The sequence below is a fragment of the Arthrobacter sp. zg-Y1143 genome, from assembly GCF_030125565.1.
Classification (GTDB): domain Bacteria; phylum Actinomycetota; class Actinomycetes; order Actinomycetales; family Micrococcaceae; genus Arthrobacter_B.
The window spans coordinates 97,574-110,736 of sequence record NZ_JASKLW010000009.1; the positions used below are offsets into that span (position 1 = coordinate 97,574).

The 13,163-nt window shown below is 65.3% G+C and carries 9 protein-coding genes and 1 pseudogene; 6 read left to right on the top strand and 4 right to left on the bottom strand.

Features of this window, described 5'->3' with window-relative positions:
- Positions 1-38: 38 nt before the first annotated feature.
- Positions 39-2,000, top strand: a pseudogene (locus QNN98_RS11095) (MMPL family transporter); the annotation flags it as partial.
- 21 nt (positions 2,001-2,021) lie between these two features.
- Here QNN98_RS11095 and QNN98_RS11100 read toward each other — a convergent pair.
- The gene (locus tag QNN98_RS11100) at positions 2,022-2,666 is read right to left on the bottom strand and encodes a hypothetical protein (RefSeq protein ID WP_227926709.1); all 645 of its coding nucleotides are present in this window, start codon (positions 2,664-2,666) and stop codon (positions 2,022-2,024) included.
- Positions 2,667-2,945: 279 nt separating this feature from the next.
- On the opposite strand from QNN98_RS11100, the gene QNN98_RS11105 reads away from it, so the two are divergent.
- The 5 genes from QNN98_RS11105 (at position 2,946) to QNN98_RS11125 (ending at position 10,096) form a co-directional block, all read left to right on the top strand.
- Complete coding sequence (locus QNN98_RS11105) at positions 2,946-3,749, top strand: inositol monophosphatase family protein (RefSeq protein ID WP_227913492.1); 804 nt, start codon at positions 2,946-2,948, stop codon at positions 3,747-3,749.
- Positions 3,750-3,834: 85 nt separating this feature from the next.
- Entirely contained in the window at positions 3,835-6,291 is a 2,457-nt protein-coding gene (gene pcrA, locus QNN98_RS11110) for a DNA helicase PcrA (protein ID WP_283997123.1), read from the top strand.
- 201 nt (positions 6,292-6,492) lie between these two features.
- A complete protein-coding gene (gene sucC / locus QNN98_RS11115; protein ID WP_227913490.1) occupies positions 6,493-7,662 on the top strand; it encodes an ADP-forming succinate--CoA ligase subunit beta in 1,170 nt (389 codons plus the stop codon).
- A 38-nt stretch (positions 7,663-7,700) separates the two neighbouring features.
- Positions 7,701-8,603 (top strand): succinate--CoA ligase subunit alpha, encoded by a 903-nt coding sequence (gene sucD, locus QNN98_RS11120; RefSeq protein WP_227926711.1) that lies wholly within the window; start codon positions 7,701-7,703, stop codon positions 8,601-8,603.
- A gap of 83 nt (positions 8,604-8,686) precedes the next feature.
- The gene (locus QNN98_RS11125; RefSeq protein ID WP_283997126.1) at positions 8,687-10,096 is read left to right on the top strand and encodes a sugar porter family MFS transporter; all 1,410 of its coding nucleotides are present in this window, start codon (positions 8,687-8,689) and stop codon (positions 10,094-10,096) included.
- Between the two features lie 71 nt (positions 10,097-10,167).
- Here the strand turns inward: QNN98_RS11125 and QNN98_RS11130 are convergent, their stop codons facing one another.
- From QNN98_RS11130 to QNN98_RS11140, 3 genes are all read right to left on the bottom strand, one after another.
- Positions 10,168-11,709 carry an alpha/beta hydrolase family protein gene (locus QNN98_RS11130; protein WP_283997128.1) on the bottom strand — a complete coding sequence of 514 codons (1,542 nt, stop codon included), beginning with the start codon at positions 11,707-11,709 and terminating at the stop codon, positions 10,168-10,170.
- A 140-nt stretch (positions 11,710-11,849) separates the two neighbouring features.
- The gene (locus QNN98_RS11135) at positions 11,850-12,041 is read right to left on the bottom strand and encodes a hypothetical protein (protein ID WP_227926714.1); all 192 of its coding nucleotides are present in this window, start codon (positions 12,039-12,041) and stop codon (positions 11,850-11,852) included.
- Positions 12,042-12,624: 583 nt separating this feature from the next.
- Entirely contained in the window at positions 12,625-13,125 is a 501-nt protein-coding gene (locus QNN98_RS11140; RefSeq protein WP_227926715.1) for a hypothetical protein, read from the bottom strand.
- Positions 13,126-13,163 lie beyond the last annotated feature (38 nt).

Sequence of the window (13,163 nt, forward strand, 5' to 3'; positions counted from 1 at the left end):
ACTTTCGAATGGAGATACTTACGTCACGGGAGAAGCACATGTACGCAGGGATAGTGAAGAACGCCAAGACGGCGTGGGTCACTCTGCTGATCGGGGTGGCCGTCATCATTGGCCTTTTTGCCCTGCCAGTCGAGGAAAACGACACCACGGGGGTGGGCGGCCTGGACGACAAGTACCAGTCCACCCAGGTTGCGGAGCTGCTTGAGGAATTCCCGGACGCACAGGAATCCTCCGCCATCGTGGTCATCTCCCGGGAAGACGGCGGTCCGCTGACCGAAGCCGATACTGCAGCCATTGCCGGGATCAATGCCGCGGCCACCGAAGCAGGGGCCTCCGGCCCGCCGCCGCAGGTTCCGCCTGTGGTTTCGGAAAACAAGCTGGTGGCGATCGTGCCGCTGACACTGCAGGCCGCGGCCGACGACGGCGACGCCGTCTCCGCGGAAGTGGAGGCCCTGCGCAGCGCCGTTTCCGATGCAGCCCCTGAGGGGGTCAAAGCGGAGCTGACCGGCGGAGCCGCATTCAGTGCGGACCTGGCCGGAGTGTTCTCCGGGGCAAACTTCGTGCTGCTGACCGTCACCGCCGGCGTCGTTGCCGTGCTGCTGCTGATCACCTACCGTTCACCGTGGCTGTGGATTGTGCCGCTGGCCATCGTGGGTGCCATTGAACAGCTCGCCGCCAAGGTGGTGGACCTGCTGGCCCCGGCCACCGGTATTACCGTGGACCCGTCCGCGGTCGGCATCACCAGCGTGCTGGTCTTCGGTGCCGCCACCAACTATGCGCTGCTGCTGATTGCCCGCTACCGGGAGGAACTGCGCGCCCACAGCTCGGTGTACGAAGCCATGGCCAAGGCCCTGACCCGCACCCGCGGGGCCATTATTGCCTCCGGCGGCACCGTGATCCTGGCGCTGCTGACCCTGCTGTTCACTGACACCGCCAGCTACCGGGGCCTGGGTTTCTCCGCCGCCATCGGCATTGTGCTGGCAATCTTCAGCGCCCTGTTCCTCCTGCCGGTGGCGCTGGTGCTGCTGGGCCGCAAACTGTTCTGGCCGTTTGTGCCCAAGGTGGGGGACCCGGCCAAGGAAGGCAAGTTCTGGGGCCGGCTGGGTGAGGCCACCGCACGCCGCCCCAAGACCATTGCCGGCATCGCCGTCGTCGTCCTGCTGGCCCTGGGCAGCGCCCTGTTCAGCATGCAGATTGGCCTCAGCGAGAACGAACAGTTCCGCGAAAAACCGCAGGCCGTCACAGCCGCCGAGACGCTCGCTGAAGGCTTCCCGGCAGGTTCCTCCTCGCCGGTCACCGTCCTGGTGGACACCGCCGCGGCCGACGCCGCCGTTTCACAGCTGCAGGACGTCGAGGGCGTTACCGCGGCCACGGCGGGCACCGAGCATGACGGCAAGACCCGGATTGAACTGATCACCGGCTACGAGGCAGGCACCGACGAGGCGAACACCTTCATCACGGACCTGCGCGCGGACCTGGCCGGGGAGGACTACGGCGCCCTGGTGGGCGGTGAAGCCGCCGAACGCGTGGACCAGCTCGCCGCCAACCAGCACGACACCGTCCTGGTGGGAACCACCGTGATTGCCTTGGTCTTCCTGGTCCTCACCATCCTGCTGCGCTCCCTGGTAGCACCGGTGCTGCTGGTGGCCTCGGTGCTGCTGACCTTCCTGGCCGCCACCGGGCTGAGCTGGCTGGTCTTCGAGAATGTGCTGGACTTCCCGGCCATGGACGTGCAGACCCTGCTGTATTCCTTCCTGTTCCTGGTGGCGCTGGGTGTGGACTACAACATCTTCCTGACCACCCGGGCCCGTGAAAACGCGGTCACCATGGGAACAAAGCAGGGCATGCTGGCGGCACTGCGCTCCACCGGCGGCGTCATCACCAGCGCCGGTATCCTGCTGGCCGCTGTGTTCGCCGTGCTGGGAGTGCTTCCGCTGGTGACCCTGACGCAGGTGGGCATCATCGTGGCCGTCGGTGTCCTGTTCGACACCCTGCTGGTGCGGACCGTGGTGGTACCGGCCCTAACCTTCATCTTTGGCGAGCGGTTCTGGTGGCCGTCCCACCCGTCGCGTGAAGACGGCAACCACGGACGCCGCAAGGCTGAGGGCCAGCAGGATCCAGCGGGCGACGGTCAGCGTGCACGCCAGGGCGGCGTCGCCTCCCGATAGTTCGGCTGCGCCAAGGGCATTGTCAATGGCGATGTTCTCCCACAGGTCCGCGACCACAAAGAGGATCGGCGCGCTGAAGAGCACCCAGCGCAGCGTCCGGCGCTGGGTGTTCAGGCCGATTATCAGCAGCCAGGTCAGGCCGAAGATCAGCGGGAAAAGCACCCCGGCAGTCTTGTGCACATAGCTGAGCTGGCCCAGGGCATCGGCGTCCATGGCCGCACGCAGCGCGGCCAGATGGTCTTCGCCGTATCCGAAGACCATCGAATCCGGCATGGCCAGGCCGTCGGCGAGCTGGGTCAGCTGGCCCAGGACCAGCAGATGCAGGTACCAGAAGAGGAAGAGCGTGGTCACCACGCCCGCAATGACCACCAGGCCGGGGCTGGACTTGCCCTGCGGTCCCGGGGTTCCCGGACCGGCAGGGGCTCCGGGGGTGCCGGGCCGCGGCAGGCCGGCCTGAGGTCCGTGTTTTGCGGCGCGCTGTGCTGCTGATTTTCCCATACGTACAGTATGGCCGCACTGCCGGGGAGGCCCGGCCTGCAGCGCCGCGGGGACCGGGAGCTGCAGGTTTGGGGGTCCTTCACCGTCGCCTTCCGTACAGCTGATGCGGCCTGCCTGGTGCCTTATGTACAGCTGATGCGGCCTGCCAGCCCTCCAAGCCGCATTAGCTGTACACCCGCGCCCCCGCGCCCCCGCACACCGCCCACCTGCACCCCGCCCAAATGCCCCCTCCTGACCTGCGCCTGTCCGGGGCGGAGACGGGCGGCTACGCTGGGAGGCATGAGTGAGAATGCCCTGCCCGAGGACTTCCAACTGGCCGCCGACCTGGTGCGCGAAGCCGGGCAGCTTGCCCTGCAGATGCGTGCCGAGGGGCTGACCGCCAGCCAGAAAACCTCGGTGTCCGACGTCGTCACCGCCGCGGACCGCGAGGCGGAGGCGCTGGTGGTGCGCCGGCTGCGGGAACTGCGTCCGGACGACGGCATCGTGGGGGAGGAGGGTGCCAGCCACAACGGCACCTCCGGCCGGTCCTGGGTCATCGACCCCGTGGACGGGACCTACAACTTCTTCACCGGGTCCACCTACTGGTGCTCGGCCATTGCACTGCGGTCCGAGCCGGGCCCGCACGAACTGCCGGGTGACCCCGACGTGCTGCTCGGCGCCATCTACCAGCCGCAGGAAGACCTGCTGTGGGTTGGCGGCAAGGGCCGCCCGGCCACCCTCAACGGGGAGCCGATCGGTGCGCCGGCCGACGAACCGCTGAACCGGCTATGCGCCGGCACCTACCTGCACCCCACATGGCTGCAGCGCCCGGAAGTGGTGGGCCCGTGGACGGCAGCGGCGTCGCGCGCGGCAACCCTGAGGATGATGGGCTCGGGCTCCTGCGACCTGGGCCGGGTGGCTTCCGGCCAGCCCGGGGCCTGGTTCCAGCACAGCTGCCCGGAATGGGACTGGCTGCCCGGAAAAGCCATTGTGCTGGCTGCCGGCGGCAGCACCGCCGTCGTCGAAGTAAACGGGTTCCGCTGGCACATTGCCGGTTCCGCCGGCGCCGTGCGGGAGATCCACGAAGCCCTGACCTCCGCCTGACCGGCTGCCCGTGGTCCGGGCGTGGACCGGACCGCAGGCGGTGCTCACCGGATTGTCAGCCGCAGCGCCTAGACTTAAAGCCATCATGGACTACCTCGTTGATCCACTCTTTCCCGCACCCCGCAAAAACGCTCCGGAGCCTGCCGCGCAGGCACCGCAGGCCGAACACGCCCGGCGGGGATCCTCCTATGCGGACGAAAGCCGTGCCGCGGACCTGCTGCAGGGCCTGAACCCGCAGCAGGAAGAAGCGGTGAAACACGCCGGGTCGCCCCTGCTGATTGTGGCCGGCGCCGGATCGGGCAAAACCCGGGTCCTCAGCCACCGCATCGCCTATCTCCTGGCCACCGGCCGCTCGAACCCCGGCCAGATCCTGGCCATTACGTTCACCAACAAGGCCGCCGCGGAAATGCGCGAGCGGATCGAGAACCTGGTGGGCGGCGTCGCCAAGACCATGTGGATCTCCACCTTCCACTCCTCCTGCGTGCGGATCCTGCGCCGCGAGGCCAAAACGGTGGGGATGAACTCCAACTTCTCCATCTACGACTCGGCGGACTCGCTGCGCCTGATCACGTTGGTGGCCAAGGGCCTGGACCTGGACCCCAAGCGGTTCACCCCCAAGTCCATCATGAACAAGATCTCTGCGCTGAAGAACGAACTGGTGGACGAAGAGTCCTACGCCGAATCGGCGAATTACTCCGACCCGTTCGAATCCGCTGTGGCCGAGGTCTACAAGGGCTACGCGCAGCGGATGCGCCAGGCCAACGCCATGGACTTTGATGACCTGATTGCCCAGACGGTGTTTATGTTCCGGGCCTTCCCTGGCGTGGCCGAATACTACCGCCGGCGGTTCCGGCACATCCTGGTGGACGAGTACCAGGACACCAACCACGCCCAGTACGCGCTGGTCCGCGAACTGGTGGGCAGCGACGACGACGCCCTTGACGTTCCGCCGGCGGAACTGACCGTGGTGGGCGACTCCGACCAGTCCATCTACGCCTTCCGCGGCGCCGACGTGCGGAACATCAACGATTTCGAGAAGGATTACCCCGCAGCACGGACCATCCTGCTGGAGCAGAACTACCGCTCCACCCAAACCATCCTCAATGCGGCCAACGCGGTGATTTCCCGCAACCCCAACCGGCCGGAGAAACGGCTCTGGACCGCTGAGGGCGACGGCGAGAAGATCATCGGCTACGTGGGCGAGAACGAACACGAGGAAGCCCGGTTCATTGCCGAGGAGATTGACCGGCTGCAGGACGAGGAAAACCTGCGCCCCGGCGACGTCGCGGTGTTCTACCGGACCAACGCGCAGTCCCGTTCCCTCGAAGACGTGCTGGTCCGCGTGGGGCTGCCCTACAAAGTGGTGGGTGGCACCCGGTTCTACGAACGCAAGGAAATCAAGGATGCGCTGGCCTACCTGCGCGTCCTGGTGAACTCCGACGACGTCGTGAACCTGCGCCGGATCCTCAACGAACCCAAGCGCGGCATCGGCGACCGCGCGGAATACTCCGTGGCGGCCCTGGCCGAACGGGAACGGATTTCCTTTATGGCCGCACTGCGCCGTGCCGCCGAGGCGCCGGGCCTGGCCACCCGGTCGCTGAACTCGATCAACGGCTTCGTGAAACTGATCGATGACCTCTCGGAGGTAGCCTCCGGCTCGGGTGCCGCCGCAGCCCTGGAAGCAGTACTGGAACAGACCGGCTACCTGGCCCAGCTGCGCTCCAGCAACGACCCGCAGGACGAGTCTCGGGTCGAGAACCTTGCCGAACTCGTGGCCGTGGTGCGCGAGTACGAGCGGGACAACCCCGAAGGGTCCCTGGGCGAGTTCCTGGAGCAGGTCTCTTTGGTGGCGGACGCCGATTCCATTCCCGACGCGCCGGAAGGCTCCGCGGAGGAAGTTGCGGCAGCCGTGGAGGAATCCCGCCGGCAGGGCGTGGTGACCCTGATGACCCTGCACACCGCCAAGGGCCTGGAGTTCCCGGTGGTGTTCCTGACCGGTATGGAGCAGGGACTGTTCCCGCACCAGCGCTCGGCCACAGACCCGGCCGAACTGGCAGAGGAGCGGCGGCTGGCCTACGTGGGGCTGACCCGGGCACGGCAGCGGCTGTACCTGACCAGGTCCGAGGTTCGCAGCATGTGGGGACAGAGCCAGTACAACCCGGCCAGCCAGTTCGTGAGCGAGGTCCCGGCGGACCTGATCGACTGGAAGCGCGAAGGAATGGAGCGGCCGGCCTGGGGCGGCGGCGGCGGCGGAAGCATCACGTCCAGCCGCTACTCCGGGTCCTCCTGGGGCGCCGGTACACCGCTGGGAACCGGCGGCAGCACCGCCGATGCGCCGGTGGCCAAGGCCATGGGCCGCGTGCAGCCGCAAAAGGAAGTCATCTCCGTGGCAGCCGGGGACAAGGTCAACCACACGTCCTTCGGGCACGGCACCGTGCTGGCCGTGGAAGGTGCGGGGGACAAAACAGTGGCAAAGGTGAAGTTCGACATCGGGGAAAAGCGCCTGCTGCTGCGCTATGCGCCGCTGACGAAGGAGTCCTGAAACGCGCCGTTCTTCATAACGCAGACCGGCCGATTTCTACAAGCGATAGAAGTGTGTCCTTCATCACTAAAGAGGTAGTCTGTGATCGGCGCCAAGCGCCGAGGTACTAAAGTTCCCAATGGAGCAGACCGGCTGGATGCATCTGCTCTGCGATCGTCAGATCGAATGTAAACCTACTTCGACGTAGAAGGACACTAGCCCGTGGACCTGTTTGAATATCAGGCGCGCGATATGTTTGAGGCGCACGGTGTACCCGTGCTCGCCGGAATCGTGGCGCACACTCCTGAAGAAGCCAAAGCTGCTGCTGAGAAGATCGGCGGCGTTGTCGTCGTCAAGGCACAGGTCAAGGTTGGTGGCCGCGGCAAGGCCGGCGGCGTAAAGGTCGCGAAGACCGCCGATGAAGCTTTCGAGCACGCATCCAACATCCTGGGCATGGACATCAAGGGCCACACCGTTCACACGGTGATGATCGCCCAGGGTGCCGACATTGCCGAGGAATTCTACTTCTCGGTCCTGCTGGACCGCGCAAACCGCAACTACCTGGCCATGTGCTCGGTCGAAGGCGGCATGGAGATCGAGCAGCTGGCCGTGGAGCGTCCCGACGCCCTGGCCCGCGTGGCTGTTGATCCCGCCGTCGGCATCGACACCGCCAAGGCCGAAGAGATCGTCGACGCCGCCGGGTTCGCCCCCGAGCTGCGCGAAGGCGTGGTCAACGCCATCCTGAAGCTGTGGGACGTCTTCACCAAGGAAGACGCCACCCTCGTTGAGGTCAATCCGCTGGTGAAGACCGGCGACGGACAGATCCTCGCCCTCGACGGCAAGGTCTCCCTGGACGAGAACGCCGACTTCCGCCAGGCCGGACACGCCGCCCTGGAAGACAAGGACGCCGCGGATCCCCTCGAGGCCAAGGCCAAGGCCAATGACCTGAACTACGTCAAGCTTGACGGCCAGGTGGGCATCATCGGCAACGGCGCCGGTCTGGTCATGTCCACGCTCGACGTCGTCGCCTACGCCGGTGAGAAGCACGGCAACGTGAAGCCGGCCAACTTCCTGGACATCGGCGGCGGAGCCTCGGCATCCGTCATGGCCGCCGGCCTGGACGTCATCCTGAATGACGAGCAGGTTCGGTCCGTGTTCGTGAACGTCTTCGGCGGCATCACCGCCTGTGACGCCGTGGCCAACGGCATCGTCAAGGCCCTGGAAATCCTCGGCGACGAAGCCAACAAGCCGCTGGTTGTCCGTCTGGACGGCAACAACGTCGAAGAAGGCCGCCGCATCCTTGCCGAGGCCAACCACCCGCTGGTCACCCTGGCCACCACCATGGACGAAGGCGCCGACAAGGCTGCCGAGCTCGCTTACGCCGCTCGCTGACCAAGAGCCTGTCGAACCTTTAGAAAGAGAATCCCCTTATGTCTATCTTTTTGAACAAGGACTCCAAGGTCATCGTTCAGGGCATCACCGGCGGCGAAGGCACCAAGCACACCGCCCTGATGCTCAAGGCCGGAACCCAGGTTGTCGGCGGCGTTAACGCCCGCAAGGCCGGCACCACGGTTACCCACGGCGACGTGGAACTGCCCGTTTTCGGCACCGTGACTGAGGCCATGGACAAGACCAACGCAGACGTCTCCATCGTCTTCGTGCCGCCGGCCTTCACCAAGGACGCCGTCATGGAAGCGATCGACGCCGGCATCGGCCTCGTCGTCGTCATCACCGAAGGTGTTCCCGTGCAGGACTCCGCCGAGTTCTGGGCCCACGCCCAGTCCAAGGTGGATGCTGACGGCAACCAGGTCACGCGCATCATCGGCCCGAACTGCCCCGGCATCATCACGCCCGGCGAAGCTCTGGTTGGCATCACCCCCAACAACATCACCGGCAAGGGCCCGATCGGCTTGGTCTCCAAGTCCGGCACCCTGACCTACCAGATGATGTACGAACTGCGCGACCTTGGCTTCTCCACGGCCATTGGCATCGGCGGCGACCCGGTTATCGGCACCACTCACATCGACGCCCTGGCTGCGTTTGAAGCGGATCCCGAGACCAAGGCCATCGTAATGATCGGTGAAATCGGCGGCGACGCCGAGGAACGTGCCGCAGAGTTCATCAAGGCCAACGTCACGAAGCCGGTTGTCGGCTACGTGGCAGGTTTCACGGCTCCCGAAGGCAAGACCATGGGCCACGCAGGCGCCATTGTCTCCGGTTCCGCTGGAACCGCCCAGGCCAAGAAAGAAGCCCTCGAGGCTGCCGGCGTGAAGGTCGGCAAGACGCCGTCCGAGACCGCCACCCTGCTGCGCGAAGTTTACGCAGCCCTCTAGTTCCACCGCGCATGCCCCCGTCCTGCGGATTTTTCCGCAGGACGGGGGTTTTTGTGCGTACTGATCCGGTAAGAAAGTTAGACATGTCCACCTCAGTATCAAACGGCTCCACCAAGCCCGCGAAAGCAACACCGCACCGGCGGGCGCTCCGGCGTGCGTCCTGGATTGTTACCCTTGGCGGATTCCTCTTCGGCTACGACACCGGCGTTATCAACGGTGCACTGCCGTACATGCAGGACGATCTCGGCCTGACTCCGGTCACCGAGGGCCTGATTACGTCCAGCCTGCTGTTCGGTGCAGCCTTCGGCGGAGCCATTTCCGGCAAGCTGACGGACCGGTTCGGCCGACGCAGGGTCCTGATGGGTCTGGCCGCCGTCTTCCTGCTGGGCACGCTGGGCACGTCCTTGGCGCCCACCATTGCCGTGATGGTGGGCTCCCGCGTGGTTCTTGGCCTGGCGGTCGGCGGCGCCTCCGCGCTTGTGCCCGTGTTTCTGGCCGAACTGGCGCCGGCGGAGCGCCGCGGACAGATGGTTACCCGCGACCAGCTGATGATTGTCACCGGACAGCTGGTGGCCTTCATCGCCAATGCCGTGATCGGCAACCTCTGGGGCGAGGACCAGGGCGTGTGGCGCTGGATGCTCGTGGTGGCCACCCTGCCTGCCATCGCCCTGTGGATCGGCATCAGCTTCGTTCCGGAAAGCCCGCGCTGGCTGGCGTCCAAGGGCCGCTTCGCCGAGACCCTCGCCGCCCTGCGCCGGATCCGCAGCGAGGAAGACGCGCAGGCGGAACACGACGAAGTGCGCACCTTGGCCGAAAAGGACTCCGCGGAGACCGGGACGCTGCGCGATTTCGCCGAGCCTTGGTTGCTGCGGGTGCTCCTGATCGGCATGGGACTGTCCATTGTCCAGCAGATCACGGGCGTCAACGCCATCATGTACTACGGCACCCAGATCCTGGAGGACGCGGGGTTCGGCACCGAAGCCGCCCTGACCGCCAATATCGCCAACGGCGTGGTCTCCGTTGCGGCTGCCATCTTCGGTATCTGGCTGCTGGGCCGGGTCCGCCGCCGGCACATGCTGATGACCGGCCTCATCGGCACCGGTTCCTCGCTGCTGCTGATTGGCCTGGTGTCGCTCTTCGTTGCCGAAGGTGATGCCCGCGGATACATCATCCTGGCCCTGACGGTTCTGTTCCTGGGCTTCCAGCAGGGCGCGGTATCCCCGGTGACCTGGCTGATGCTCTCGGAAATCTTCCCGCTGAAGGTCCGCGGCCTCGGCATTGGGCTGTCCGTCTTTGTGCAGTGGATGACCAACTTCGCCGTCGGCTTCTCCTTCCCCATCTTGATGGACGCCATCGGGATCTCGAAGACCTTCTTTATCTTCGTGGTGCTGGGGCTGCTGGCCCTGGTGTTTGTCCGCCGCTTTGTTCCGGAAACCCGCGGACAGAGCCTGGAGCAGGTGGAAGCCCAGCTTCGCGCTGCCGGCACCAAGTAGCCCAACGCCGGAAACGGAAGGGACCCTGCACCACGGTGCGGGGTCCCTTCCGTTTCTGTTCCCGGTGGCCCCTAGGGGACAGCCGGGTAGGCGGCAACGGTCGGCAAAGCCACCGAAGCGGTGAAGCTGGTCAGTGCCGTCGCCTTGGGCAGCGCATACACGGACGTGGCCGGGGTAATCTGCAGCACCAGCCGGCTGGCGGCATTCACCGTGTAGGAGACCCCTTCCAGCGGCACCGTCAGGGTATGTTCCGTGCCGTCCAGGATCAGCGGAACGGGTGTCACCTGGTTGCCCAGTACAAGTGATGCCCGGGATTTGTCGATGATCTGGGCATAAACGTGGGTGTTGCCCCGCGGTGCGTAGCCGCGGTAGGTGAGGGTCAGCTGCGGAGCCCCGAAGACCGACGTCGGAACCGCCGGGGAAACGATCGGCACGTTCACTGCCACGGGCGCCACAGCGGCGGCGATCACGGCGCCGCTGATGGCTGCGGGCGAGAGCAGGATCGAGCCGCGCCCGGTACCTGTCAGGGATCCGGTGGCCTGCGGGTAGCCCGGCGCGGCGCGGGTGATGCCGTTCTGGTCGATGAACTCAAAGGCTGCCCCGGTGTTCACCGGTTCATTCCGGAGATACCTGGCAAACCAGTTCAAGACCGCCGGAGTGATCCGGTCCGGTCCCGCAGTGGAGTTGCACAGGCCATGCCCGCCGCAGAACTGCAGCATTTTGGTGGGGGTGCCGGTGCTGCTGATGAGTTCATAGTTGCGGGTGGCCTCATTGAGGGTGAACAGGGTGTCTGCGGTGCCCTGAATGATCAGCGTGGGTGCGGTGATCGAGGTGAACATTTCCTCCGGCGTCAGGGACGCAAAGTAGGCGATGGATTCCGGACTGAGCTGGTTCGGGTAGGTCAGGCCCTCCTGGCAGGCCTTCCGCACGGGAGCCGAGAGGGCGCCGTCGTTCCCCACCAGGGAGCCCAGCTGCCCCAGTGCCGTGCCCTCCCCGCAGAGCAGCGCACCCCAGCCGGTTTTGAAGGAGCCGGCCTTGTAGAGGCTCGTGGTCAGATCGTTCCAGGCGATGGTCGGGGTGATGGCATCTACCCGCTGGTCCTGGGCGGCGAGGACAAACTGGATGCCGCCGCCGTAGGAGGCGCCGGCCATGCCGAGCACCGGATCGCCGGGGGCGTCCAGGCTGGCCTCGGGCTGGGCAGCAATGAAGTCGATGATCGCCGAGCCGTCCCGGCCTTCGTAAGCGGGATTGTTTACATAGGCTTCGCCGCCGCTGAAGCCGAAACCGCGGGGGTCCCAGGTGACAACGTTATATCCGGCATCGCGCAGGGGAGCGATGCCGATGGAGCCGATCAGGGTATTGGTGGTTGTGGTGGGGATGCGTCCGCCGGGAAGGCCGAACCCGGGTCCCACCATCACGGTCGGTGCCTGCTGTCCGGCAGCAAGACCCGTGGCCGGGAAGAAGTTGGTGTGGATGGGGGTGCCGTCAAAGCTGGTGATGACGACGTCGGTGCGGATGGCGGGAGCCGCCGGTGCTGCGATAGCGGGTGCAGCGCTCAGGGATGTAGCCAGCAGCGCGGCGGACACCCCCAGAATAGCCAGGTGTTTCCTCATGGTGACCTCATTGTCGTGGGGAGGGGCTAGTGGTTACCGTCTGGTAACTTTTGCAGACTATGAAGAAGGGGAAACGGGCACAACCCTTTGAGCGCGTATTGGACCCGATAAGGCAGCAGTCCGGTGGACGCATCGGGAAATTACGGGGAGGTGGGGGAGACTTCTTCCTGCATGGACGGATGGCTGGAGCATTCGCTGGTGACCTTCAAGGTCCGCCCCAGCTCGTTAGCCCAGAACTTGATCACCGCCCCGTCCGTGCCTTCCGCAGTTACCGTCCACGTGACCTGCGGGGGATCGCCCGGTTCCGGCTCGAACTCGGCGATGATAGTCATGCCCTCGTCCTCGAAGTAGCGGCGCATCTGCTCACGGTCACGCCCCGGATCATCCGAAGGCGGTCCTAAGAGCTGTTGTGTCATATGCCGGGGGCCGGTACGGTCCTCGGGCCGGCATAAGATCGGAACGATGGGCTCCTCATACGTGGACGACCACGGCGCCCCGTTCACTAATGTCCATCCGTCCGTAGCCCCTGTCGCCTTGATCGCTGCGTCCGACGCGGCCATGAAACCGTCGAAGATCTCTCGGGAAGTCCGGTTCGTCTCCAGAACGGAGGACGCCGTGCTGGAGTCGACGCTACCCTTCCTATCAGCAGTCCTTTCAGCGCAAGCGGTAAGGCCACCACCGGTCAGAACAGTCATAGTCAGTCCGAGGCCAACCAGGCGCCTGGCGAAGGGGATCATTTCCCAAACACTCAATTGATTCAAATGACTTGTGCTTTCTGGGGGTAGTTTCTGTCCTGGGCCGATTGTTGTATAGGCGATACCCTCGCAGACTGTTGGAATCCGCAGCTAGGTACTGGTCGAAGTCGTGGTTTCCGTGGCTTTGGGCACCGGGCAGTCCGGTGGACGCGTCGGGAGATTACGGGGAGGTGGGGGAGACTTCTTCCTGCATGGACGGATGACTGGAGCATTCGCTGTAGACCAGCAGCCCCTGCCCGTTGGAATTGGCTGAAAATTCGATCCAAGACCCGTCCTTGCCCTGTGCCATAACGGTCCACTCGGCGTACGAGGGCTCATTGGGCTGGGGGTCGAAGACGGAAATCACAGTCATTCCGCGGCTTTCGAAATGACGGCGCATCCGGTCGCGGTCTCCTTGCGGATCGTCCGTGGCGGGGCTGAGCAGCAGTTGTTTCAGCTGCCACGGCCCGTCGCTATATTCCACCGAGGGGCAGGGGCCGGCCATCAGGGGCCGGTCACGATGCACTGCCCAGGGAGTGCCGTCCTCGGTTGTCCATGCTTCGGGTGCCGCGGACGCCTGGACCGCGGCGTCGGCGTCGGCGGCAAAATCATCGAAGACCTCCCGTGAGGTCCGGTTCGTTTCCAGCACGGAGGCAGGGCTGCTGTCGACGTTACCCTTCATATCATCAGTCCTTTCAGCGCAAGCGGTAAGGCCACCGG

Excerpts from the sequence above, each read along its gene's own strand:
- QNN98_RS11105 (WP_227913492.1), top strand. The coding sequence starts at position 2,946 with ATGAGTGAGAATGCCCTGCCCGAGGACTTCCAACTGGCCGCCGACCTG.
- QNN98_RS11140 (WP_227926715.1), bottom strand. The coding sequence starts at position 13,125 with ATGAAGGGTAACGTCGACAGCAGCCCTGCCTCCGTGCTGGAAACGAAC.
- QNN98_RS11125 (WP_283997126.1), top strand. The coding sequence starts at position 8,687 with ATGTCCACCTCAGTATCAAACGGCTCCACCAAGCCCGCGAAAGCAACA.
- QNN98_RS11130 (WP_283997128.1), bottom strand. The coding sequence starts at position 11,709 with ATGAGGAAACACCTGGCTATTCTGGGGGTGTCCGCCGCGCTGCTGGCT.
- pcrA (WP_283997123.1), top strand. The coding sequence starts at position 3,835 with ATGGACTACCTCGTTGATCCACTCTTTCCCGCACCCCGCAAAAACGCT.
- QNN98_RS11100 (WP_227926709.1), bottom strand. The coding sequence starts at position 2,666 with ATGGGAAAATCAGCAGCACAGCGCGCCGCAAAACACGGACCTCAGGCC.
- QNN98_RS11135 (WP_227926714.1), bottom strand. The coding sequence starts at position 12,041 with ATGACTATCATCGCCGAGTTCGAGCCGGAACCGGGCGATCCCCCGCAG.
- sucD (WP_227926711.1), top strand. The coding sequence starts at position 7,701 with ATGTCTATCTTTTTGAACAAGGACTCCAAGGTCATCGTTCAGGGCATC.